The 24,134-nt window shown below is 66.8% G+C and carries 24 protein-coding genes; 19 read left to right on the top strand and 5 right to left on the bottom strand.

All coding sequences use genetic code 11. From position 1 onward, the window contains the following. The first annotated feature begins 10 nt into the window (after positions 1–10). The 18 genes from secY (at position 11) to NBE95_RS02360 (ending at position 16,339) form a co-directional block, all read left to right on the top strand. The gene (secY, locus tag NBE95_RS02445) at positions 11–1,384 is read left to right on the top strand and encodes a preprotein translocase subunit SecY (RefSeq protein ID WP_289894310.1); all 1,374 of its coding nucleotides are present in this window, start codon (positions 11–13) and stop codon (positions 1,382–1,384) included. Positions 1,385–1,423: 39 nt separating this feature from the next. Beyond that, entirely contained in the window at positions 1,424–2,080 is a 657-nt protein-coding gene (locus NBE95_RS02440; RefSeq protein WP_289894309.1) for an adenylate kinase, read from the top strand. A 159-nt stretch (positions 2,081–2,239) separates the two neighbouring features. After that, entirely contained in the window at positions 2,240–2,608 is a 369-nt protein-coding gene (rpsM, locus tag NBE95_RS02435) for a 30S ribosomal protein S13 (RefSeq protein WP_289894308.1), read from the top strand. A 12-nt stretch (positions 2,609–2,620) separates the two neighbouring features. After that, a complete protein-coding gene (gene rpsK, locus NBE95_RS02430) occupies positions 2,621–3,010 on the top strand; it encodes a 30S ribosomal protein S11 (RefSeq protein ID WP_011747123.1) in 390 nt (129 codons plus the stop codon). Positions 3,011–3,131: 121 nt separating this feature from the next. Continuing rightward, complete coding sequence (locus NBE95_RS02425) at positions 3,132–4,148, top strand: DNA-directed RNA polymerase subunit alpha (protein WP_289894307.1); 1,017 nt, start codon at positions 3,132–3,134, stop codon at positions 4,146–4,148. A gap of 156 nt (positions 4,149–4,304) precedes the next feature. Continuing rightward, on the top strand, positions 4,305–4,727 hold the full coding sequence (rplQ, locus tag NBE95_RS02420; protein ID WP_019352041.1) for a 50S ribosomal protein L17: 423 nt from the start codon (positions 4,305–4,307) through the stop codon (positions 4,725–4,727). Between the two features lie 348 nt (positions 4,728–5,075). Beyond that, complete coding sequence (locus tag NBE95_RS02415; RefSeq protein WP_289894306.1) at positions 5,076–5,687, top strand: autoinducer binding domain-containing protein; 612 nt, start codon at positions 5,076–5,078, stop codon at positions 5,685–5,687. A 67-nt stretch (positions 5,688–5,754) separates the two neighbouring features. Beyond that, the gene (locus tag NBE95_RS02410; protein ID WP_289894305.1) at positions 5,755–6,345 is read left to right on the top strand and encodes an acyl-homoserine-lactone synthase; all 591 of its coding nucleotides are present in this window, start codon (positions 5,755–5,757) and stop codon (positions 6,343–6,345) included. 61 nt (positions 6,346–6,406) lie between these two features. Next, complete coding sequence (locus NBE95_RS02405) at positions 6,407–7,735, top strand: replication-associated recombination protein A (protein ID WP_289894304.1); 1,329 nt, start codon at positions 6,407–6,409, stop codon at positions 7,733–7,735. Continuing rightward, the gene (gene crcB / locus NBE95_RS02400) at positions 7,732–8,106 is read left to right on the top strand and encodes a fluoride efflux transporter CrcB (protein ID WP_289894302.1); all 375 of its coding nucleotides are present in this window, start codon (positions 7,732–7,734) and stop codon (positions 8,104–8,106) included. The genes NBE95_RS02405 and crcB overlap by 4 nt, the downstream gene beginning before the upstream one ends. Further along, positions 8,103–9,149 carry an RluA family pseudouridine synthase gene (locus tag NBE95_RS02395; RefSeq protein ID WP_289894301.1) on the top strand — a complete coding sequence of 349 codons (1,047 nt, stop codon included), beginning with the start codon at positions 8,103–8,105 and terminating at the stop codon, positions 9,147–9,149. Before crcB ends, NBE95_RS02395 begins: the two co-directional genes overlap by 4 nt. Beyond that, positions 9,146–9,808 carry an HAD-IA family hydrolase gene (locus NBE95_RS02390; RefSeq protein ID WP_289894300.1) on the top strand — a complete coding sequence of 221 codons (663 nt, stop codon included), beginning with the start codon at positions 9,146–9,148 and terminating at the stop codon, positions 9,806–9,808. The genes NBE95_RS02395 and NBE95_RS02390 overlap by 4 nt, the downstream gene beginning before the upstream one ends. Then, positions 9,801–10,511, top strand: coding sequence for an ATP12 family protein (locus tag NBE95_RS02385; protein ID WP_289894299.1), 711 nt, complete (start codon positions 9,801–9,803; stop codon positions 10,509–10,511). Before NBE95_RS02390 ends, NBE95_RS02385 begins: the two co-directional genes overlap by 8 nt. Before the next feature lie 152 nt (positions 10,512–10,663). Then, positions 10,664–11,689 (top strand): amino acid ABC transporter substrate-binding protein, encoded by a 1,026-nt coding sequence (locus NBE95_RS02380; protein WP_289894298.1) that lies wholly within the window; start codon positions 10,664–10,666, stop codon positions 11,687–11,689. Positions 11,690–11,804: 115 nt separating this feature from the next. Continuing rightward, entirely contained in the window at positions 11,805–13,058 is a 1,254-nt protein-coding gene (locus tag NBE95_RS02375) for an ABC transporter permease subunit (protein ID WP_289894297.1), read from the top strand. Position 13,059: 1 nt separating this feature from the next. Beyond that, positions 13,060–14,511 (top strand): amino acid ABC transporter permease, encoded by a 1,452-nt coding sequence (locus NBE95_RS02370; protein ID WP_289894296.1) that lies wholly within the window; start codon positions 13,060–13,062, stop codon positions 14,509–14,511. 16 nt (positions 14,512–14,527) lie between these two features. Then, a complete protein-coding gene (locus NBE95_RS02365) occupies positions 14,528–15,292 on the top strand; it encodes an amino acid ABC transporter ATP-binding protein (RefSeq protein WP_289894821.1) in 765 nt (254 codons plus the stop codon). A gap of 141 nt (positions 15,293–15,433) precedes the next feature. Beyond that, a complete protein-coding gene (locus NBE95_RS02360; RefSeq protein ID WP_289894295.1) occupies positions 15,434–16,339 on the top strand; it encodes a calcium-binding protein in 906 nt (301 codons plus the stop codon). A 118-nt stretch (positions 16,340–16,457) separates the two neighbouring features. Here NBE95_RS02360 and NBE95_RS02355 read toward each other — a convergent pair whose 3' ends face one another. After that, positions 16,458–17,318, bottom strand: a complete 861-nt coding sequence (locus tag NBE95_RS02355; RefSeq protein ID WP_289894294.1) for a D-amino-acid transaminase — start codon at positions 17,316–17,318, stop codon at positions 16,458–16,460. A gap of 176 nt (positions 17,319–17,494) precedes the next feature. Here NBE95_RS02355 and NBE95_RS02350 point away from each other — a divergent pair, with 176 nt between their 5' ends. Further along, a complete protein-coding gene (locus tag NBE95_RS02350; RefSeq protein ID WP_289894293.1) occupies positions 17,495–18,451 on the top strand; it encodes an L-malyl-CoA/beta-methylmalyl-CoA lyase in 957 nt (318 codons plus the stop codon). Positions 18,452–18,874: 423 nt separating this feature from the next. On the opposite strand, the gene NBE95_RS02345 is transcribed toward NBE95_RS02350, so the two are convergent. The 4 genes from NBE95_RS02345 to NBE95_RS02330 are packed head-to-tail and all read right to left on the bottom strand — an operon-like array spanning position 18,875 to position 23,924. Next, on the bottom strand, positions 18,875–20,500 hold the full coding sequence (locus NBE95_RS02345; RefSeq protein ID WP_289894292.1) for a dipeptide ABC transporter ATP-binding protein: 1,626 nt from the start codon (positions 20,498–20,500) through the stop codon (positions 18,875–18,877). Further along, the gene (locus NBE95_RS02340; RefSeq protein WP_289894291.1) at positions 20,497–21,306 is read right to left on the bottom strand and encodes an ABC transporter permease; all 810 of its coding nucleotides are present in this window, start codon (positions 21,304–21,306) and stop codon (positions 20,497–20,499) included. Before NBE95_RS02340 ends, NBE95_RS02345 begins: the two co-directional genes overlap by 4 nt. Next, positions 21,303–22,241 (bottom strand): ABC transporter permease, encoded by a 939-nt coding sequence (locus NBE95_RS02335; protein ID WP_289894290.1) that lies wholly within the window; start codon positions 22,239–22,241, stop codon positions 21,303–21,305. Before NBE95_RS02335 ends, NBE95_RS02340 begins: the two co-directional genes overlap by 4 nt. 48 nt (positions 22,242–22,289) lie before the next feature. Further along, the gene (locus tag NBE95_RS02330; protein ID WP_289894289.1) at positions 22,290–23,924 is read right to left on the bottom strand and encodes an MFS transporter; all 1,635 of its coding nucleotides are present in this window, start codon (positions 23,922–23,924) and stop codon (positions 22,290–22,292) included. Between the last annotated feature and the right edge of the window lie 210 nt (positions 23,925–24,134).

The raw sequence follows: 24,134 nt of genomic DNA, 5'->3' as shown, positions 1-24,134 counted from the left end.
GGGCACAAGAATGGCGTCAGCCGCAGAACAGATGGCCGCGAACCTTTCCTGGGGCGCGCTTGGCAAGGCGACCGAGCTTCGCCAGAGGATCTGGTTCACGCTCGGACTTCTCATCATCTATCGCCTCGGCACCTATATCCCGGTGCCCGGCATCGACGGCGCGAGCCTGCGCAACTTCATGGACCAGGCCCAGTCCGGCATCGGCGGCATCCTGTCGATGTTCACCGGCGGCGCGCTGGGGCGGATGGGCGTCTTCGCGCTGGGGATCATGCCCTATATCTCGGCCTCGATCATCGTGCAGCTGATGGCCTCGATGGTCCCGGCGCTCGAACAGCTCAAGAAAGAGGGCGAGACCGGCCGCAAGAAGATCAACCAGTATACCCGCTACGGCACCGTGGCGCTGGCGCTGTTCCAGGCCTGGGGTCTGGCGGTCAGTCTGGAACACGGCAACCTCGCGCATGAGCCGGGGATGTTCTTCCGCGCCTCGGTGGTGATCACCCTGGTCGGCGGCACCATGTTCCTGATGTGGCTGGGCGAGCAGATCACCGCCCGCGGCATCGGCAACGGCATCTCGCTGATCATCTTCGTCGGCATCGTGGCGGAGATTCCCGGCCATCTGGCGCAGTTCCTGGCCCAGGGCCGCTCGGGCGCCATCTCGACCCCGGTGATCCTGGGGGTGATCGTCATGGTCGCCGCGGTGATCGGCTTCGTGGTGTTCATGGAGCGGGCGCTGCGCAAGATCCACATCCAGTATCCGCGCCGCCAGGTCGGGATGAAGATCTATGACGGCCAGTCCAGCCACCTGCCGATCAAGGTGAACCCGGCCGGCGTGATCCCGGCGATCTTCGCCAGCTCGCTGCTGCTGTTGCCGGTGACGATCTCGACCTTCTCGGGCAACCAGACCGGCCCGGTGATGTCCACCGTCCTGGCCTATTTCGGTCCCGGCCAGCCGCTCTATCTGCTGTTCTTCGCGGCGATGATCGTGTTCTTCACCTATTTCTACACCTTCAACGTCAGCTTCAAGACCGAGGACGTGGCCGAGAACCTGAAGAACCAGGGCGGCTTCATCCCCGGCATCCGCCCCGGCAAGCGCACCGAGGATTACCTGACCTATGTGGTGACCCGGGTGCTGGTGATCGGCTCGGCCTATCTGGCCTTCGTCTGCCTGCTGCCCGAGATCATCCGCGACCAGCTGGCGATCCCGTTCTATTTCGGCGGCACCTCGGTGCTGATCGTGGTCAGCGTGGTGATGGATACGATCAACCAGGTGCAAAGCCACTTGCTCGCGCATCAATACGAAGGTTTGATCGAGAAGTCGCAGCTGCGCGGCAAGCGCGGCAAGACCGGGGCGGCCAAGCCCCGCAAGGCCCCGGCGCGGCGCTAGGGGCAAGGCCCATCATAAGGGTAGGAGAGGGACGACTACATGGCGATCAACATCATTCTGCTGGGCCCGCCCGGCGCCGGCAAAGGCACCCAGGCCCGGCGCCTGATCGACGAGCGGGGCCTGGTCCAGCTCTCCACCGGCGACATGCTGCGCGAGGCCCGCAGCTCGGGCACCGAGATGGGCAAGCGCGTGGCCGAGGTCATGGACCGCGGCGAGCTGGTCACGGATGAGATCGTCATCGGCCTGATCCGCGAAAAGCTGGGGCAGGGTGGCAAGGGCTTCATCTTCGACGGTTTCCCGCGCACCCTGGCCCAGGCCGACGCGCTGCAGGCGCTGATGGCCGAGATGGACCAGCGCATCGACGCGGTGATCGAGATGCGGGTGGATGACGCGGCGCTGGTCGCGCGCATCTCGGGCCGCTTCACCTGCGGCAATTGCGGCGAGGTCTATCACGATCAGACCAAACCGACGAAAAAGCCGGGCACATGCGACGTCTGCGGCTCGACCGACCTGCGCCGCCGCGCCGACGACAATGCGGACAGCCTCAAGACCCGGCTGATGGAATATTACAAGAAGACCTCGCCGCTGATCGGCTACTACTACGTCAAGGGCAACCTGCATCCGGTGGACGGCCTGGCCGAGATCGACGCGGTCGCCGCCGCGGTCGCCAAGGTTCTGGACCGCATTCCGACCTAGGGTTGACCTTGGCCCGCGAATCCCGTAATTCGCAACATCTCGAAAGAGAATCACCCGACCCCGGGTGTCGATTCAAGGCCCGAAGGCATGGCTTTCGGGTCTTTGGTTGTGAAAAAAGGTTCCGGTGCTACGGAACCGCAACATGAAAAGGAAAAACGCGTGGCTCGTATTGCTGGCGTCAACATTCCGACCGGGAAACGCGTCCCGATCGCACTGACCTATATCCACGGGATCGGCTCGAAATTCGCCGGCGAGATCGTGACCGCCGTCGGCATCGAGCCGACGCGCCGCGTCAACGAGCTGTCGGATGCCGAAGTTCTGAAGATCCGCGAATACATCGACGCCAACTACACCGTCGAGGGCGACCTGCGCCGCGAGACGCAGATGAACATCAAGCGCCTGATGGATCTGGGTTCCTACCGGGGCCTGCGCCACCGTCGCGGCCTGCCGGTCCGCGGCCAGCGCACCCACACCAATGCCCGCACCCGCAAGGGCCCGGCGAAGCCCATCGCCGGCAAGAAGAAATAAGGGGGAACGGACATGGCACGCGATAAAACCCGCATCAAGCGCAAGGAACGCAAGAACATCGCCACTGGCGTGGCGCATGTGAACTCGTCCTTCAACAACACCAAGATCCTGATCTCGGATGTGCAGGGCAACGCGATCTCCTGGTCGTCGGCCGGCACCATGGGCTTCAAGGGGTCGCGCAAGTCGACCCCCTATGCCGCCCAGATGGCTGCCGAAGACGCCGGCAAGAAGGCGCAGGAACACGGCGTCCGCACGCTGGAAGTCGAAGTGCAGGGCCCCGGCTCGGGCCGCGAATCGGCGCTGCGCGCCCTGGCCGCGGTCGGCTTCAACATCACGGCCATCCGTGACGTGACCCCGATCGCGCATAACGGCTGCCGCCCGCCGAAGCGCCGCCGGGTCTGATCCTTTGGGATTTTGACGCGTTCCGCGCGGGGTTGTCCCGTGCGGGGCGCGCTTTACGCATTTCACCTCGGGCGTTTCCGGCCACGGTCATGGGCTCGGGAACAGGTATGGAGGCAAACGCATGATCCACAAGAACTGGGCCGAACTCATCAAGCCCACCCAGCTTGAAATCAAGCCGGGTGCCGATTCGTCCCGCGTGGCCACCGTGGTCGCGGAACCGCTCGAGCGGGGCTTCGGCCTGACGCTGGGCAACGCCCTGCGCCGGGTGCTGCTGTCCTCGCTGCAGGGCGCGGCGATCACCTCGGTGCAGATCGACAACGTGCTGCACGAATTCTCGTCCGTCCCCGGCGTGCGCGAGGACGTGACCGACATCGTCCTGAACCTCAAGGGCGTGACGCTGAAGATGGACGTCGACGCGCCCAAGCGCCTGGCGCTCTCGGCCAAGGGCCCGGGCGAGGTCAAGGCCGGCGACATCCAGGAATCGGCCGGCATCACCATCCTGAACCGCGACCATGTGATCTGCCACCTGGACGACGGCGCCGAGCTGCACATGGAGCTGACCGTCGCCAACGGCAAGGGCTACGTCGCCGCCGACAAGAACCGTCCCGAGGACGCGCCCATCGGCCTGATCCCGATCGACGCCATCTTCTCGCCGGTCAAGCGCGTCAGCTACGAGGTGCAGCCGACCCGCGAGGGCCAGGTGCTGGACTATGACAAGCTGACGATGAAGGTCGAGACCGACGGTTCGCTGACCCCGGAAGACGCCGTGGCCTATGCCGCGCGCATCATCCAGGACCAGCTTTCGGTGTTCGTGAACTTCGACGAGCCGGAAACCGCCACCCGCTCGGATGCCGAGGACGGGCTGGAATTCGACCCGCGCCTGCTGAAGAAGGTCGACGAGCTGGAACTGTCGGTGCGTTCGGCGAACTGCCTCAAGAACGACAACATCGTCTATATCGGCGACCTGATCCAGAAGACCGAAGCCGAGATGCTGCGCACCCCGAACTTCGGCCGCAAGTCGCTGAACGAGATCAAGGAAGTGCTCTCGGGCATGGGCCTGCATCTCGGCATGGATGTCGTGGACTGGCCGCCGGAGAACATCGAGGATCTGGCCAAGCGTTTCGACGACCAGTTCTAAGCCAATACCGGGGGCGTCATACGCCCGGTGCACGGCCTGTGTACACACGGTGTACGCGATGCGCGCCCCCGGAAATCTGGGCAATCCTGCCCCAAGGAGAGCGGCCCGCACGCATGGGCCGCCGGACAAAGCAAAAGACGTCATAGGAGAAACATCATGCGTCACGCCCGCGGCTACCGCCGTCTGAACCGCACCCACGAACACCGCAAGGCGCTGTTCGCCAACATGGCCGGCTCGCTGATCGAGCACGAGCAGATCAAGACCACGCTGCCGAAAGCCAAGGAATTGCGCCCGATCGTCGAGAAGCTGATCACGCTGGCGAAGCGCGGCGACCTGCACGCCCGCCGTCAGGCCGATGCGCAGCTGAAGCAGGACCAGCATGTCGCCAAGCTGTTCGACGTGCTCGGCGCCCGCTACAAGGACCGTCAGGGCGGCTATGTCCGCATCCTGAAGGCCGGCTTCCGCTATGGCGACATGGCGCCGATGGCGATCATCGAACTGGTCGACCGCGACGCCGATGCCAAGGGCGCCGCTGACCGCGCCCGCCTGGAAGCCGAATCGGCTGCCGACGAATCGTAAGAAATTTAGCCCTTTCTTAGGGTTAAGAGACCGTTCAAGCCCGCAGCCAAATCCTGGCTGCGGGCTTTTTGCAACAGCCGCGCAAATCCTCGCGCAGGCGGAAATCCTGCGCTGCGGCACGAATCGCAGCCTGGGGTGGTGCGGGGCTGTCGGAAAACAAACGGGAATTGCTGCGGCAGCGCGACGCTTGCCTTTGATGGCTGGTCGCGGCTATGGGTTGACATGCCGACAGGTTGACCCTGCGGCACTGCGAAAAACGGCACTCGCAAGCACGGTATTGCTTGAATACATTGCGAACCATGCCATTTTTCGTGGTAACCCAAGAAAACGCAATCTGTCCAAAAAGTCATGTCATCTCGCGCGGAAATCAACGCAGCACTAGCCAAGCTGAAAAAACTCGCCCCGGCGGGTTATTTCATCGGGCTGCATATTCGCTTCGCTGCACCGCTGATGCAGTTCCAGACCTATAACAAGGACTGGGCGCAGCGCTATTCCGAGCGGGCCTATGCCCTGCGCGATCCCACCATCGCCTGGGGCTTCTCGACCACCGGAACCTGCCGGTGGAGCGTGCTGCCCATCCCGGACCCGTTTTCGATTCTTCAGGACGCCGCGGATCATGGGCTGCGCTACGGGCTGGCGGTGGCGCATGGCCCGATCAAGTCGCGCACGATTTGCTGCTTTGCCCATGACAAACGGGAATTCACGGATGACGAGATCGAAACGATCTCGACAATGGTACGACGGCTTCACGATATCACAGAGCCGCCGGAGAGCCTGACGAAGGCTCAGCAAGAGGCCCTTCGGTGTATCGCAGAGGGGGATCGTCATGCAGCGGCGGCTGCCAAACTTGGTATTACGGAAAGCGCATTCAAGGCTCGTCTCATTTCGGCGCGCGAAAGGCTGATGGCGCGCACGACTGCCGAGGCGCTGCAACGGGCCAAGGATTACCGCTTGCTATAAACGGTCCGTCCACCGTTGCGGTTTACACCTGGGGGCCACCACCACCACAAACCCCAGGAGAAGACCAATGCAGACCACCACACTTTCCTTCGCCAACCTGCACAATCACGGCGAACTGTTCGCGAACATCTTCCGCGCCCGCAAGCAAAGCTTCATCGTCCAGAAACGCTGGAACCTGCCCCAGACCGACGACATGGAGTTCGACCAGTACGACACGCCCATGAGCCGCTGGGTGGCGATCCACGAAACCGGCCGCGTTCTTGCCGGCGTGCGGCTGACGCCCACCACGGCGCGCTGCGGCATGTATTCCTACATGATCCGCGACGCCCAGCTTGACCTTCTGGGCGGCTCGATCCCGCAGAACCTGCTGGACGGTCCGGCGCCGGTCGAATCGGGGACCTGGGAAGCCAGCCGGCTGTTCGTCGATCACACCATCCCGCAGCGGGAACGCCGCCGGGTGCATATCAACCTGGTGCAGGAGATGACCAATTCCGCCCGCGAGCTTGGCGCCTCGCGGCTGGTCTGCCTGGTCGCCTCGACCTGGCCGCGCTGGCTGGTGCCCTGCGGCCTGGACGCGCAGGCCCTGGGCCCGGTGGTCTGGATCGACGACGGCTATTTCCAATGCGTCTCGATCAATCTGGCGGCCAAGATGCACTGATGCGTCACGCCGGATCGAGGGCCTTTCGCCGGTGATGCGGGCGACGTAACATGCCGCCCGCATGGCAGACCTATTCGACACAGAGCCCGCCTCGGGCGAACCCGCGCGCAGCGCAGCGCGCCCCCTGGCCGACCGGATCCGTCCGGCGCGGCTGTCCGATGTCGTTGGCCAGGACAAGGTGCTTGGCCCCGACGGCCCGCTTGGCGCCATGCTTGGCGCCGGCAGCCTGTCCTCGCTGATCCTCTGGGGACCGCCCGGGGTCGGCAAGACCACCATCGCCCGGCTTCTGGCGCAGCAGACGGACCTGGCCTTCGTGCAGATCTCGGCGATCTTTTCCGGGGTGCCGGAACTGCGCAAGGTCTTCGACGCCGCCCGGCTGCGCCGCCAGCAGGGGCGCGGCACGCTGCTGTTCGTCGACGAGATCCACCGCTTCAACAAGGCGCAGCAGGACAGCTTCCTGCCGCATATGGAGGACGGCACCATCACCCTGGTCGGTGCCACCACCGAGAATCCCAGTTTCGAGCTGAACGCCGCGCTGCTGTCGCGGGCCCAGGTCATCGTGCTGGAGCGCCTGAGCCTCGCCGATCTGGAGCGCCTCGCGCAGCGCGCCGAGCAAGAGCTGGGCCGTCCGCTGCCGCTGACCGCCGAGGCCCGCGACCGGCTGCTGGAGATGGCCGATGGCGATGGCCGCGCCGCGCTGAACCTGATCGAGCAGATCATGGCCTGGAAGGTGACCGGCAAGCTCGACATCGACCAGTTGGCGCAGCGGCTGATGCGGCGCGCGGCGAAATACGACAAGTCCGGCGACGAGCATTACAACCTGATCTCGGCCCTGCACAAATCCGTGCGCGGCAGCGACCCCGACGCCGCGCTTTACTGGTTCGCCCGCATGCTGGAGGGGGGCGAGGATCCGCGCTATCTCGCGCGCCGCATCACCCGCATGGCGGTCGAGGATATCGGCCTGGCCGATCCGGCGGCGCAGCGCCATTGCCTGGACGCCTGGGCGCTTTACGAACGCCTGGGCAGTCCCGAGGGCGAGCTGGCGCTGGCGCAGGCGGTGATCTATCTGGCCTTGGCGCCGAAATCCAACGCCGGCTATGTCGCCTACAAGGGCGCGCGGGCGCTGGCGCGGCAATCGGGCAGCCAGATGCCGCCGGCGCATATCCTGAACGCGCCGACCGCGCTGATGAAGGACCAGGGCTATGGCGCGGGCTATGCCTATGACCACGATGCCGAGGACGCCTTCTCGGGCCAGAACTACTTTCCGGACGGGATGAAACGGCCGGTGCTGTATCTGCCGGTCGAGCGCGGATTCGAGCGCGATCTGAAAAAGCGCGTTGAATGGTTCGCCGGGCTGCGCCAGAAGCGGCGGGCAGAGGACAAAGCATGAAACACACCTTTCTTCAGGTCGCGCTGGGTGGGGCCCTGGGGTCCGCGGCGCGCCACGGGGTCAATATCCTGGCTGGCCGGCTGACCCCCGGCTTCCCCCTGGGCACGCTGAGCGTGAACGTCGCCGGCTGCCTGGCGATGGGGCTGCTGGCCGCCTTGCTGGCGCATAAGGGCGGCCAGCATCTGGCGCCCTTGCTGCTGACCGGGATGCTGGGCGGTTTCACCACCTTTTCCGCCTTCGCGCTGGACACCATGACGCTGTGGGAACGCGGCGCCGCCGCCACCGCGCTCGGCTATGTGCTGGGCTCGGTGCTGTTGTCGCTGGCGGCGGTCACCGCCGGGCTGGCCATCGGCCGGGGGATCTTCGCATGAGCAACGTGCAGACCATCCGCATCGGCGCGGACGAGGGCGATCAGCGCATCGACCGCTGGCTGAAGAAGCGGTTCCCGCAGCTCACGCAGGGCGCGGTGGAAAAGATGTGCCGTACCGGCCAGCTGCGCGTCGAGGGCGGCCGGGTCAAGGCCAATACCCGCATCGAGGCCGGACAAGAGGTGCGGGTGCCGCCGCTGCCCGAGGGCGCCGCCCCCGCGCCGGCGGCGAAGCCGCGCGTCAAGCAGTCCGATGCCGAGATGATCCAGTCCTGCGTGCTGTGGCGCGACGAGCATATCATCGCGCTGAACAAGCCGCCGGGCCTGCCCTCGCAGGGCGGCTCGGGGCAGGGCGACCGGCATGTCGACGGGCTGACCGAGGCCTTGATGTTCGGCTACAAGGACCGGCCGAAGCTGGTGCACCGGCTGGACAAGGACACGTCGGGCGTGCTGCTGCTGGCGCGCACCGACCGCATCGCCCGGGCGCTGTCCGAGGCGTTCCGCCACCGGCTGACCCGCAAGATCTATTGGGCCGCGGTGGCCGGCGTGCCGCATCCGCGCATGGGCTCGATCAAATACGGGCTGGTCAAGGCGCCTGGCCGCGGCCGGGGCGGCGAGGGCGAGAAGATGATGGCCGTGCATCCCTCGGACGTCGCGGCGACCGAGGGCGCCAAGCGCGCCCATACCGATTACGCCGTGCTGTCCGCGCTTGGCGGCCGGGTCTCCTGGGTGGCCATGGTCCCGGTGACCGGCCGCACCCATCAGCTGCGCGCCCATATGGCCGAGATCGGCCACCCCATTGTCGGCGACGGCAAATATGGCGGCTCGGGGCAGGAGAACCTGGGCGACGGCTGGGGTGCCCAGCTGGGCGGAGAGATCAGCCGCAAGCTGCATCTGCACGCCCGCATGATCCGCTTCGAGCATCCGATCACCAAGAAGCTGATTACCGTCACCGCGCCCTTGCCCGAGCATATGGCGCGCACCTGGAAGACGCTGGGCTGGTCGGAAACCGACGTGCCCGAAGACCCTTTCGCCGAGACAGCATGAAACTGGTCATCTTCGACATCGACGGCACGCTGGTCGACAGCCAGCAGGAAATCACCCAGGCGATGAACCGCGGCATGAGCGCCGCCGGCCTGCCCGAGCTGGAACCCGCCCGCATCCTGTCCATCGTCGGCCTGTCGCTGCCGGTCGCGGTCGAGCGGCTGCTGCCCGAGGTCGCGGCCGACCTGCAGCAGCGCGTGGTGGCCGGCTATCGCGAATCCTTCATCGCCGCGCGCGCGGCCGGCGCGCTGCCGCCGCTTTATCCCGGCGCGCTGGACTGCCTTGAGGCGCTGGCCTCGCTGGACCGGGTGGTGCTGGGCATCGCCACCGGCAAGCCGGCGCGGGGGTTGGCGGCGATTTTGGACGCTCATGGGCTGACCGGCCGCTTCACCACCCGGCAATCGGCGGACGGCCATCCCTCGAAGCCGCATCCGGCGATGCTGCATAGCGCGCTGGCGGAAACCGGCGTGCCGGCCGCGCGGGCGGTGATGGTGGGCGATTCCACCTTCGACATGGAAATGGCGCGGTCCGCGGGCGTGGCCGGCTTCGGCGTCGGCTGGGGCTTCTGCCCGGCTGCCGAACTGCAGGCCGCCGGGGCACGGCTGGTCGCGCCCGATTACCCGGCGCTGACCGGCGCCCTGAAGGAGTGGGCCGATGAGTGAGTGGCAGGCGCGACGCTTCTGGGCAACCGCCTCGACCCGGCCGGCCGGCGGCGGCTGGGAGGTGGTGCTGGACGAACGGCCGCTGCGCACGCCGGGCAAAAGCCCGCTGATCCTGCCGACCCAGGCGCTGGCGGCGGCCATCGCCGCGGAATGGGACGCGCAGCAGCAGGTCATCGACCCGAACCGCATGCCGCTGACCCGCGCCGCCAATTCCGCCATCGAGAAGGTGATGCCGCAATGCGCCGAGGTGGTCGGGATGCTGGCCGATTACGGCGGCACCGACCTGCTGTCCTATCGCGCCGATGCGCCCGAGGCGCTGGTGCGCGCCCAGGCCGAGGGCTGGGATCCGCTGATCGACTGGGCGGCGACCGAGCTTCGGGCGCCGCTGCGCATCACCCATGGGGTCATTCCGGTGCCGCAGGATCCGGCCGTGCTGCTGAAACTGCGCGCACAGGTCGCGGCGCTGGATCCTTTCGGGCTGACGGCGCTGCACGATCTGGTGACTTTGCCCGGCTCGCTGATCCTGGGGCTGGCGGTGATCCGCGGCCGGGTCGATGCCGGAACCGCCCATGCGCTGTCCCGAATTGACGAGGAATTTCAGGCGGAACGCTGGGGCCGTGACGAGGAGGCCGAGGCGGCTGCGGCAGGCCGTTTGGCCGCCATGCGCGATTCTGAGCGTTTCTGGCTGTTGAGCCGGGGCTGAGGAGATCGTTTTTCTTCTTTCTTGACGCAGGGGTCTTCATCGGCACAATGCCGCTTATGGGGGCACTCCAGGTCCCCCGGTAAATCGGACCCGTCGGCTGCCCCGACTTCGGCTCAAGCCTTGGCGGGACCGAAACAACAGTGGGGAAATCAATGAAGAAATCCGTATTCTTCGGCTCCGTGACGGCGGTCGCGCTTGCTGCCACGGGCGCCTTGGCCGCCGAAGGCGACACGCTGAAAGAGGTCAAGGCACGAGGCGAGCTGAACTGTGGCGTCAACACCGGCCTGGTCGGCTTCGCAGCCCCCGATGCAAGCGGCAACTGGTCCGGCTTCGACGTCGCCTTCTGCAAGGCCATGGCCGCCGCGGTGCTGGGCGACCCGGCCAAGGTGAAATACGTTCCGACCACCGGCCAGACCCGCTTCACCGCGCTTTCCTCGGGCGAGGTGGACATCCTGGCCCGCAACTCGACCTGGACCTTCCAGCGCGACACCGACCTCAAGCTCGATTTCATCGGCGTGAACTATTACGACGGCCAGGGCTTCATGGTCCGCAAGGACCTGGGTGTCAGCTCGGCCAAGGAACTGAACGGCGCCACCATCTGCATCCAGACCGGCACCACGACCGAGCTGAACTTGGCCGATTACTTCAAGGCCAACAACATGGAGTATCAGCCGGTCAATATCGACAGCAATGCCGAGGGCGAGCAGCAATACATGGCCGGTGCCTGCGACGCCTATACCACCGATGCCTCGGGCCTGGCCGCCACCCGTGCCGCCTTCGCCGACCCGGAAAACCACATCATCCTGCCCGAGATCATCTCGAAGGAGCCGCTGGGGCCGGCGGTGCGCCATGGCGACAACAACTGGGGCGACATTGCGCGCTGGACGCTTTACGCGCTGATCGCCGCCGAGGAATACGGCGTCACCTCGGCCAATATCGACGAGCTGGCCAAGTCCTCGCAGAACCCCGAGGTGCAGCGCCTGCTGGGCACCACCGACGACCTGGGCAAGATGATCGGGCTGGATGCCGAATGGGCCAAGCGCGCCATCAAGGCCAGCGGCAACTATGGCGAGATCTTCGCCGCCACCATCGGCGAGCAGACCCCGATCGGGCTGGCGCGCGGCCTGAACGCGCAATGGACCCAGGGCGGGCTGATGTATGCGATGCCGTTCCGGTAAGCGCATCTGAGAACCGGGCGCGCGGGGGGCATCTCTTCCGCGCGCGCCGAACAGGAAAGCCGGCAAACAGAGGCCAAAGGCCCGCAAGCAAGTCCGGCTGCAGGGGGTATGACATATGGTTTCCTATCCGGGGGTGGATCAACCACCTTTCCGCCTGTCGATGCTTATCTACGACCGGCGCTACCGCTCGCTGACCATCCAGGCCGTGGTCTTCATCCTGGTCATGCTGGCGGCAAGCTGGCTGATCGACAATACGCTGAAAAACCTTGCCATCATGGGCAAGTCCTTCAGTTTCGACTTCCTGTTCCGCCGCGCGGGCTATGACATTCCCCAGCAGCTGATCCCCTACAATTCCGACGACACGCATCTGCGCGCCACCATCGTCGGCCTGCTCAACACGCTGCAGGTCTCGGTGCTGGGCTGCATCGCCGCAACCGTCCTGGGGGTGACCGTCGGCGTGCTGCGCCTGTCGTCGAACTGGCTGATCGCCCGGCTGATGACCGTCTATGTCGAGGTCTTCCGCAACATTCCGCTGCTGCTGTGGATCCTGGTCTGCCTGGCGATCTTCACCGAGGTGATGCCGCCGCCCAACGCCTATCGCGGCGACAACCCGGCCGCGAGCATGATCCTGTTCGACCTGGTCGCGCCGACCAACCGCTATACCGCCATCCCCTCGCTGGGCATGAGCAACCCGCCCGGCACCATCTCGCTGGGGCGCGAGTCGCTCAGCTGGGCTTTCGTCGCCTATGTGGTGGTGATCGCCGCCGCCTTCGTCGCCCGGCACCTGCTGCGCCGCCGGGCGCAGCGCGTGCAGGACCGGACCGGCCGCCGGCCGGTGACCTGGTGGATCAGCCTGGCCTTCTTTGCCGTGCCGCTGCTGCTGCTGACCTGGTATTTCGGCCTGCACCTGATCCCGCCGGTGCTGCGCGGCTTCAACTTCGCCGACGGCATCAATCTGGACAACGCCTTCGTGGTGCTGTGGCTGGCGCTGACGCTCTATACCGGCGCCTTCATCGCCGAGATCGTGCGCGGCGGCATCCTGGCGGTCAGCCGCGGCCAGTCCGAGGCGGCCTTCGCCCTGGGCCTGCGCCCGCGCCGCACCATGTCGCTGGTGGTGCTGCCGCAGGCGCTGCGGGTGATCGTGCCGCCGCTGATCTCGCAATATCTGAACCTGACCAAGAACAGCTCGCTGGCCATCGCCGTCGGCTACATGGACCTGCGCGGCACGCTGGGCGGCACCACGCTGAACCAGACCGGGCGCGAGATGGAATGCATGGTGCTGATGATGGGCATCTACCTGGCGCTCAGCCTGATCATCTCGGGCGGCATGAACGTCTTCAACAGCCGCGTCAAGCTGAAGGAGCGCTGAGATGAGCGAGACGCATTCCGAAACCGTCGCCTATGTGCGCGAGACCATGCTGCCGCCCGAACCGCCGCCGGTCGCCCAGTCCGGCGCGATCAAATGGCTGCGCGAGAACCTGTTCTCGGGGCCGCTCAACATCCTGCTGACGCTGCTGGGCGTCGGCATCGTCTGGGTGATCGTCGGCACCGTCGGCCCCTGGCTGTCGCATTCGGTCTGGAACGCCGGCAGCATGGCCGAGTGCCGCAAGATCATCGCCGAGACCTGGGGCGCCGAGGCGAGCGGCGCCTGTTTCGCGCTGATCAAGCACCGCTGGAACCAGTTCATCTTCGGCTTCTACCCGCCCGAGCTGTATTGGCGGCCGGTGCTGGCCTTCGGCATGCTGTTCCTGGCGCTGGCGCCGGTGCTGTTTTCCGAAAGCCGCAAGGCGCGGCGCATCGTCATCGGGCTGGCGGTGGCGCTGACCCTGATCATCGCCCTGTCGCTCGGCGCCCCCGGCTGGGCGCTGCCGGGCATCCTGCTGGCCATGGCGGCCTGGGCGGCGCTGATCGAGACCCGGCCGGGTTGGGCGCTGCTGGCCAGTTGCCTTTATCCCTTCGCCGCGGTGTGGCTGCTCTGGGGCGGTACGCTGTGGCTGCCGGCGATGGCGCTGGCCGGCTTCATCCTGGCCTTCCTGGTCTGGCGGCTCTTGGCGCGCTACGGCATGTTCGCCTTTGCCGCGGCGGTGGTCGCCGCCGCCCTGTGGTGGCTGCTTCTGTCCGAGCCGGCGGCGCAGGCGCTGGCCGCCATCCTGCCGCTGCGGCTGGTGCCGGTCTCCTCGGACCAGTTCGGCGGCTTCGTGCTGTCGATCACCATCGGCGTCTCGGGGATCGCGCTGTCGCTGCCGCTGGGTATCGTGCTGGCGCTGGCGCGGCGTTCGGACCTGCCGGTGGTCAAGCTGCTGGCGGTGATGTTCATCGAGTTCATCCGCGGCGTGCCGCTGATCACCCTGCTGTTCGTGGCCTCGTTGCTGCTCAACTACTTCCTGCCGCCGGGCACCAGCTTCGACATCATCCTGCGGGTCATCATCATGGTGACGCTGTTCGCCGCCGCCTACATGGCCGAGGTGATCCGCGGCGGCCTGGCCGCCCTGCCCAAGGGCCAGTACGAGGCCGCCGACGCGCTGGGACTGGATTACTGGAAGGCGCAGCGGCTGATCATCCTGCCGCAGGCGCTGAAGATCTCGATCCCCGGCATCGTCTCGACCTTCATCGGCATGTTCAAGGACACCACGCTGGTGGTTTTCGTCGGCCTGTTCGATCCGCTGAAGGCCATGTCCGACACCATCCGCGCCAGCTTCGAATGGAAGGGCGCCTATTGGGAGCCCTATATCTTCGTCGGCGCGATCTTCTTCATCCTCTGCTTCGGCATGTCGCGCTATTCGATGTATCTCGAGCGCCGCCTGAAGCGCGACCATCGCTGAGGAGCAATTCATGGCAATGCAGACCCAGACCCAGACGCCGCTTGGCGAGACCGCCATCGACATCGTCAAGCTGAACAAGTGGTACGGCACCTTCCACGTGCTGCGCGACATCGACCTGAATGTCGGCCGGGGCGAGCGCATCGTCATCGCCGGTCCCTCCGGCTCGGGCAAGTCGACGCTGATCCGCTGCATCAACCGGCTTGAAGAGCACCAGTCCGGCAAGATCATCGTCGATGGCACCGAGCTGACCCATGACCTGAAGAACATCGACAAGGTGCGCTCCGAGGTCGGGATGGTGTTCCAGCATTTCAACCTGTTCCCGCATCTGACCATCCTGGAGAACTGCACCCTGGCGCCGATCTGGGTGCGCAAGATCCCGCGCCGCGAGGCCGAGGAGACGGCGATGCATTTCCTGGCCAAGGTCAAGATCCCCGAGCAGGCGAACAAATATCCCGGCCAGCTGTCCGGCGGCCAGCAGCAGCGCGTCGCCATCGCCCGCGCGCTGTGCATGCGGCCGCGGATCATGCTGTTCGACGAGCCCACCTCGGCGCTCGACCCCGAGATGATCAAGGAGGTGCTCGACACCATGATCGAGCTGGCCGAGGACGGCATGACCATGCTCTGCGTCACGCATGAAATGGGCTTCGCCCAGGCGGTGGCGCATCGGGTGATCTTCATGGACCAGGGCCAGATCGTCGAACAGAACACGCCGAAGGAATTCTTCAACAATCCGCGCAGCGAGCGGACCAAGCTGTTCCTGTCGCAGATCCTCGGCCACTGAGCGCGGGGTCCGGCGGCCGCGGCATGCGGCGGGGCCCCCTGCGGGATATTTGCCTCAGGCCGGGCCGGAGGCCCGTTCCGGCGGTTGCCGGCCGGGCCGGGGCCGGTCTATCTTGCCGGCAACCGCTTCGGAGAATTCATCATGAACCAGACCATTTTCCTGATGCTCGGCCTTCTCAGCATCGTCGGCATCGGCTCGCTGGTGTCCAGCAACGACGACGACCACGCGCCGGAAGCCGAGCCGGATGACCCCAGGCTTTTCGACGGCAACGAGATTACCGGGAACGGCGACGAGAACGGCGACAACCTGGTCGGAACCGAGGATGGCGACAGCATCCTGGCGGATGATGGCGACGACACGGTCCAGGGCGGTGCGGGCGACGACGGTATCCGCACCAGGGGCGGCGATGACGCGGTCGATGGCGGGGTCGGCGACGACCTGATCTATACCGGCTATGGCAATGACACGGTCAGCGCCGATGCGGGCGACGACGAGATCTATCTGGGCTATGACGACGACCTCTACGGCGCCGAGAACCCCGGCGTGAACGAGGGCGACGACACCATCGACGGCGGCGAGGGCGACGACACGATCGTCACCAACCTGGGCAACCATTCGATCACCGGCGGCGACGGCGACGACAGCATCACCGACAATGGCGGCTCGGTCTTCATCGACGGCGAGGATGACGATGACCTGATCCTGTCGCCCGATGATTCCGAGGCCGACGCCCCCGACACATTGCTGGGCGGCGACGGCAACGACACCATCCATGCCGGCGGTGGCGATCTTGTCGACGGCGGCGATGGCGACGACACCTACATGCTGAGTTCCGATGCCGGCGGCGCGGCCGACATCACCTACAGCAACGACGACGATATCGTCATCACCCTGGCCGAGGATTACAGCGGCGAGGGCGAATACGAGCTGGTGCAGGACGGCGACCATGTGCGCGTGGTGCTGGACGGCGCCGATGTGGCGATCCTGCGCGACACGCTGGTCAACGCGGTCGGCAGCATCAGCGTGGTGAATGCCGCGGCCAGCTAAGCGCCGCAGGCGCGGTCCTTGCCGACCGCGCCTCCCTCAGGCTTTCACCGTTTTGCAAATACCCCTGCGACGGGGGCAGGCGGCCCCGGCGCAGGGATAGGGCGCCGGGGCATCCGTTTCAGATCGCCGATTTCAACGATTCTTCCAGATAGAGCTCGCGCAGCCGGGTCGCCACCGGGCCGGGCTTGCCCCCGCCCAGCGACACGCCGTCGATCTCGACCACCGGCAGCACGAAGGCCGAGGCCGAGGTGAAGAAAGCCTCGTCCGCCGCCTGGGCCTCTTCGATGGTGAAGGGGCGTTCCTCGATCTGCATCTGCGCCTCGGCGGCATAGCGCAGCAGCGAGGCGCGGGTGATGCCGTGCAGGATATCGTTCGACAGCTCGCGAGTGATGATCCGGCCGTTCTTGACGATATAGGTGTTGTTCGAGGTGCCCTCGGTCACGAAGCCGTCCTCGACCAGCCAGGCGTCGTCGGCGCCTTGGGCCTTGGCCTCCATCTTGGCCAGCGACGGATAGAGCAGCTGCACGGTCTTGATGTCGCGCCGCGCCCAACGCAGATCCTCGACCGAGACCACGCGCAGGCCGGTCCTGGCCTGCGGATTGTCGGCAAGGCCGGGCTTGGCCTGGGTGAACAGCACCACGGTCTGCGGCGTGTCCTCGGGCGGGAAGGCGAAATCGCGGTCGCCGGGATTGCCGCGGGTGACCTGCAGATAGATGATACCCTCGTCGATATCGTTCAGTTCGACCAGCTTGCGGTGCACGGCCAGCCAATCCTCGTCCGCCAGCGGGTTGCCCATCCGCAATTCGGCCAGCGAGCGCGCCAGGCGCTTCAGGTGGCCGGGAAAGTCCAGCAGCTTGCCGTTCAGCACGCTCGTCACCTCGTAGACCCCATCGGCCATGACGAAGCCGCGGTCGAAGATCGAAACCTTGGCCTCGGTTTCCGGCAGATAGTCGCCATTCAGATAGACGGTGCGGGTCATCTTTCCTTCTCCATTCGCAACGGCTGGTGGCGCGGTCCTGCGCCCAAAGCGGCAGGGCGTCAAGATGGCGGCGGTTTCGGTCCTTTCGCAACTGCAAAACAGGCTTGATGCAGTCGCGGCAATTATCTATCGGTTTCGCAGATCCGTTTGAAACATCCTTACCCGAAAGGCAAGCCATGTCCTTCCGCACGCAACCCGCCCCGCCCGCCCGCCTGAACCGTTGCCAGCTTTTCGGTCCCGGCTCGCGCGAGGCGCTGTTTGCCAAGATGGCCGGCTCGGCCGCCGACGTGATCAACCTGGACCTCGAGGATTCGGTGGCGCCCGACGACAAGGCGCAGGCGCGGCGCAACATCATCCAGGCCATCGGCGACATCGACTGGGGGACCAAGACGCTCTCGGTCAGGATCAACGGGCTGGACACGCCCTGGTGGTATCGCGACGTGGTGGACCTGCTGGAGCAGGCCGGCGAGCGGCTGGACCTGATCATGATCCCCAAGGTCGGCAATGCCGCCGACATCTATGCCGTGGACGCGCTGGTGACGGCCATCGAGGCCGCCAAGGGCCGGCAAAAGCGCATCGGGCTGGAGGTGATCATCGAATCCGCCGCCGGCATCACCCATGTCGAGGAGATTGCGGCCGCGAGCCCGCGCCTGCAGGCGATGAGCCTGGGCGCGGCGGATTTCGCCGCCAGCATGGGCATGGCCACCACCGGCATCGGCGGCACCCAGGAAAACTACTACATGCTGCACGAAGGGGCGAAACACTGGTCCGATCCCTGGCACTGGGCGCAGACCGCCATCGTCGCCGCCTGCCGCACCCATGGCGTGCTGCCGGTCGATGGCCCCTTCGGCGACTTCAGCGATGACGAGGGGTTCCGGGCCCAGGCCCGCCGCTCGGCCACGCTGGGCATGGTCGGCAAATGGGCGATCCATCCCAAGCAGGTGGCGCTGGCGAACGAGGTGTTTTCGCCCAGCGAGCAGGCGGTGACCGAGGCGCGCGAGATCCTGGCGGCGATGGAGGAAGCCAAGCGGACCGGCGCGGGCGCGACCGTATACAAAGGTAGACTGGTTGACATCGCGTCCATCCGTCAGGCACAAGTGATCGTGCGTCAGGCAGAATTGATCGGCGCCTGATCATCAGGAATACCTGGGCGGCTACGCGGGGAGGCTGGCCGCCATGACAGGGGAGGAGCAACAGGCCCTGCGGCTGCGCAGGGCCTGTTGTCATTCAGGGCATGCGTGCGGACTTCCGTCGATTTTCATGACAATTCAATGTCATCGCCATTTCGTCTGCCGCCGGCCGGCGGGGGCTGGCGCCTTGAGCATCCTTGACCATCCTTGGCCGGCTGCGGTTGCAGCGGGTCCGGTGTGCGGTTGCGCCGGGCCAGGTCGGGAATCGGTGATTCGGGCATGGCGGGAAGGCCGCTGCCCATCAGCGGGCGAAAGGCGGGGCTTTCCGGCGCCCGCCGGACGATTTTCCCGGCCGGCGGCGAGGTTCTGCCGCAATCTTCGCGTGTCCTGTCCTGTCCTGTCTCGCTTCGTCCGGGTCCGCAGCAGTTATGAAGCCGGCGGGGCAAGCGCAAGGAGGCTGACCGGAATGTGAGCCTGCCAGGCGGCCGGGATCCGCGGCGTCGCCGCCAGCAGGCTTTGCGTATAGGGATGCTGCGGCGCGTCCATCACCGCATGGGTGGGGCCGGTTTCGACGATCCTGCCCTTTTCCATGATCATCACCCGGTCGGTGATCTGGCGCACCACCGACAGGTCGTGGCTGATGAACAGGTAGGACAGGCCGTGGCTGACCCGCAGCCGCGCCAGCAGGTCCAGCACCTGCGCCCGCACCCGCACGTCCAGCGCACTGACCGCCTCGTCCAGCACGATCAGGCGCGGCTTGATGATCAGCGCCCGGGCGATGGCAATGCGCTGGCGCTGGCCGCCGGAAAATTCGTGGATGCGCCGGCGCATGGCGTCGCCGCCGGTGATGCCGACCTCGAACAGCGCCTCGGCCACCTGCTCGCGCCAGTCGCGGGGCAGGCCGGTCAGGTGGAACGGCTCGGCCACCAGCCGTTCGACCCGCCAGCGCGGATCGAAGCTGCCGAACGGATCCTGGAACACCACCTGCATCCGGGCGCGCAGATCGGCCGGCATGGCGCGGCCGGCGTGGATTTCCTGCCCGTCCAGCAGGATGCGGCCGCCCTGCAGCGGATCCAGGCCCAGGATCGCCCGGGTCAGCGTCGATTTCCCGCAGCCGGATTCGCAGACCAGCCCGACCGATTCCCCGGCCTCGATGCGGAAGCTGACGCCGTCCACCGCCCGCAGGCTGCCGCGCGGCGCGGTCAGGCCGCGGCGGGGCAGGGGGTATGCGCGGATTGCCCCTTCCACCTGCAGCAGCGGCCGGGGGTTCGCGGCGGGCAGCACCAGCCGCGGCTGATGGGTCGAGGCCGCGAACAGCGCCCGGGTATAGGGGTGGCTTTGCTGGCGGAACACCGCCTCGGTCGGGCCTTCCTCGACGATGCGGCCCTGCTGCATGACCGCCACGCGGTCGGCAATGCCCGCGACCACCGCCAGGTCGTGGGTGATGAGCAGCAGCGCCATGCCTTCGTCCCGCACCAGCCCGCGCAGCAGGTCGAGGATCCTGGCCTGCGTGGTCACGTCCAGCGCCGTCGTCGGCTCGTCGGCGATCAGCAGCTCGGGGCGCAGGGCGATGGCCAGGGCGATGGCGACGCGCTGGCGCTGGCCGCCGGACAGCTCGTGCGGGTAAAGCGTCAGCGGAAAGCGCGGCGCGGAAAGGCCCACCCGATCCAGCCGGTCGCGGGCGCGTTCCAGCGCCGCCTTGCGGTCCAGGCCCTGATGGATGCGCAGCACCTCGGCCACCTGGTCGCCGATGGTCATCAGCGGGTTCAGCGCCGTCATCGGCTCCTGGAAGATCATGCCGATGCGCTTGCCGCGGATGCGGCACAGCGCGCGTTCGGGCAGGTCCAGCAGGTTCAGGCCGTCCAGATCCACCCGGCCCTCGGTCCGCATGCCCTCGGGTAGCAGGCCCATGATCGCCAGTGCCGCCATGGACTTGCCCGAGCCGCTTTCGCCGACCAGCCCGGTGATCCGGCCGGGCGGCAGTTGCAGGTCGAGGCCGCGCAGGATCTCATGCGCGCCGATCTCGACCGAGAGATTGGCGGTCTGGATCATGGCGCCCTGCGCAATCGCGGGTCCAGCGCGTCGCGCAGCCCGTCGCCCAGCAGGTTCAGCCCCAGCACCGTCACGATGATGGCAAGGCCGGGGATGATCGCGACATGCGGGGCCAGCGCCACCATGGTCTGCGCCTCGGCCAGCATCCGGCCCCAGCTCGGCGTGGGCGGTTGCGCGCCAAGGCCGACATAGGACAGGCCCGCCTCGGCCAGAATGCCCAGGCTGAACTGGATGGTGCCCTGCACGATCAAGAGGTTGGCGATGTTCGGCAGGATGTGCTGCAGGCTGATCCGGCGCGCGCCCTTGCCGGCGACCTGCGCGGCGCGGATATAGTCCAGCGTCCAGATCGGCAGCGCCGCGCCGCGGGTGACGCGGGCGAAGACCGGGATGTTGAAGATGCCGATGGCGATGATCGCGTTCAGCGCCGAGGGCCCCAGCGCCGCGGTGATCAGGATGGCGATGACCAGGCTGGGGAAGGCGAAGACCAGGTCGTTGCCGCGCATGACCACCTCGTCGATCCAGCCGCCGCGCGCCGCGGCGAGCAGGCCCAGCGGCACGCCGAAACCCATGCCGATTCCGACGGCGACCAGCGTCACCGCGATCGAGGTGCGCGCGCCGACCATGATCATCGACAGCATGTCGCGGCCGAAATGGTCGGTGCCCAGCCAATGCTGGCCCGAGGGCGGCAGCAGCTTCTGCGCGATGGCAAGCTGCGTCACGTCCGCCGGCGTCCACAGGAACGAGACCAGCGCCGCGACCAGCGCCAGCCCGGAAAGCAGTCCGCCCAGAATCAGCGAGGCCCTCATCTGCGCAGCCTCGGGTCGATCAGCGCATAGGACAGGTCGACCAGGAAGGTGACCAGGATCACCGCCGCCACCAGCACCAGCACCGCGCTTTGCACCACGATCAGGTCGCGCTGGGTGATGGCCTGAAAGATCAGCCGGCCGAGGCCGGGCAGGTAGAAGACATTCTCGATGATGATCGCCCCGGCCAGCAGGAACGAGAACTGCATGCCCAGGATGGTCAGCACCGGGATCAGCGCGTTGCGCAGCGCATGGCGCGACAATGCCTGCCCGGCAGTCAGCCCCTTGGCGCGGGCGGTGCGGATGTAGTCCTGTCCCAGCGTCTCGATCAGGGCCGAGCGCAGCACGCGCGCCAGGATCGCCGCCTGCGGCAGGGCCAGCGCGAAAGCCGGCAGGATCAGTGCCTTCAGCGCAGCGCCGGGATGGTCCCAGCCGGGAAAGCCGCCGGCCGGCAGCAGCCGCAGGTTCACCGCAAAAACCAGCACCAGCAGCATGGCGAACCAGAAATTCGGCAGCGCGATGCCGATCTGCGTCGCCCCCATCGCCAATGTGTCGCCCGCCCGGCCGTGCCTTGCTGCGGCGAACATGCCGATGGGCAGGGCGATCAGCGCCGCCAGCACCAGCGCCATCAACGCCAGCGGCAGCGAGACCTGCATCCGGTCGAGGATCATTCCGGCCACCGGCGTCTTGTAGGTGAAGCTGTGGCCCAGGTCGCCGCTCAGCACGCCGCCCAGCCAGTGCAGGTAGCGCAGCGGCAAGGGCAGGTCCAGACCCAGCTGCTGGCGCAGCGCCGCCACCGTCTCGGGCTGGGCGCCGGTGCCCAGCATGAAGCTGGCCGGGTCGCCCGGCACCAGCTCGACCACCGAAAAGATCAGCGCCGAGGCCACGAGCAGGCTCAGGCCAAGCGAGATCAGGCGGCGGGTCAGATAGCGCAGCATGGGCCGACGCTAATCCGGCCCCGGGCGGCGGTAAAGGTGGCTAAGGGGTCAGGGCACCTCGATCTTGCCGATCAGCGGCACGTCGTCGTCCAGGCTGACGGTGTGGCGTTCGATCATCCGATGCACGACCGGCGGTTCGGCGCCGCGATGCAGCTTGTGCAGGTCTTCGTAGGTCTGGAAATCGGCCTTGGTGCGGCGCAGGTTGTGGCGGACATATTCGTCCCAGGTGGCGATGTGATAGCTTTCGGTCCAGCGCTCGGGGTGTTCCAGGTCGCGCAGCAGCGCCCAGTTGCGGGCGCCGTCGCGACGGCGGACGTTGCGGCGCAGCGCCATCAGCCGCAGGAATTCCGGCACATCCGGCTGGTCGATCTCGTAGTCGATCATCACCATGATCGGGCCCGAGCGGCCGCGCAGATCCAGCGCCAGCTCGGGCTCGCGGAAACGGTTCACCGGGTCCAGATCCAGCGTGCCGAATTCCGGGATGCGCAGCCAATGTCCCAGCACCGCGCCCAGCAACAGCGGCACCGCGGCGGCGATCAGCGCCGTGTTCACGTCGTAAATGTTGGCGACCGAGCCCCAGATCCACGCCCCAACCGCCATGCCGCCGAAGACCGCGGTCTGGTAAAGCGCCAGCGCCCGGGCCACCACCCAGCGCGGCGTCGAAAGCTGCACGATGACGTTGAACAGCGACAGCGCCAGCACCCAGCTTGCCCCCGCCGGCAGCATGGCCAGCGCGTGCAGCCAGGTGCTTTCGGTCAGCGCCAGCAGCAGCGCCGAGGCAGCGAAGGCGGCGAAGGCCACGCGCACCACGTTCTCGTTGTCCAGCCGCTCGCGCACCAGCGGGTTGATCAGCGCGCCGGCGATGGCGCCCAGGCCGAAGCAGCCCAGCAGCAGGCCGAACAGCAGTGAGCCGCCCGAGGGGTTCTGCTTGGCGACCAGCGGCAGCAGCGCCATGACGACGATGGCCGAAAAGCCGAACAGCGCCCCGCGCATCAGCACCCGCATCAGGTTCGGCGACAGCGCCACATAGCGCAACCCGGCGCCCACGGCGGCGACGAAGGGCTCGGGCGTGGTGGTGCGGGGCGGGCTTACCGGATGCCAGCGCAGCAGCGCCCCGAGCAGCGGGATGTAGCTGGCCGCGTTGACCGCGAAGGCCGCCGCCGCGCCGAAGGCGGCGGTGATGATGCCGCCCACCGCCGGCCCGACCGAGCGCATCAGGTTGAAACCGACCGAGTTCAGCGATACCGCCGCCGGCAGGTCGTCGCGCGGCACCAGATCCTGCATGCTGGCCTGCCAGGGCGGGTTGTAGATCGCCTGCCCGACGCCGATCAGGAAGGTCAGCGACAACAGGATCAGCGGCGTCATCCAGCCCTGCCAGGTCAGCACCGCCAGCAGCACCGAGACCAGCGCCATGAACACCTGCGCCCCCAGCAGCAGGGTGCGGCGGTCGAAGATGTCGGCCAATGCGCCGGAAAGCAGCGCGAAAAGCATGATCGGCAGCGTGTTCGAGGCCTGCACCAGCGCGATCAGCGTCGCGGAATCGGTCAGCTGCGTCATCATCCAGGCCGCGCCCACCGCCTGCACCAGCCCGCCGAAATTCGAGATCAGCGTCGCCGACCACAGCAGGCGGAAGTCATGGTGTCGAAACGGGGCGAAGGGGCTCTTGCGGGCGGTCGCTGGCATGATCCGTAAAACCTGGGACGGGTGACCCCAACCTTAGGCAGAGCCCCCGCAGGCTGCAATCGGCGCGGGCCGATTCTTGCCGTGGCAGCCATATCTCCTGCGGTTTCCGTGAAATGTCGAAGAATCTTTCTACAAATGCACAGTTTTTCGTATAAGAATGCCAATAACGGCCAAAACCACGGCAAGATCGGGATTTCATTTCTTCGCCGG

The organism is Paracoccus sp. TOH, assembly GCF_030388245.1.
Classification (GTDB): domain Bacteria; phylum Pseudomonadota; class Alphaproteobacteria; order Rhodobacterales; family Rhodobacteraceae; genus Paracoccus; species Paracoccus simplex.
This window is presented reverse-complemented; position numbering and strand designations above follow the sequence as displayed.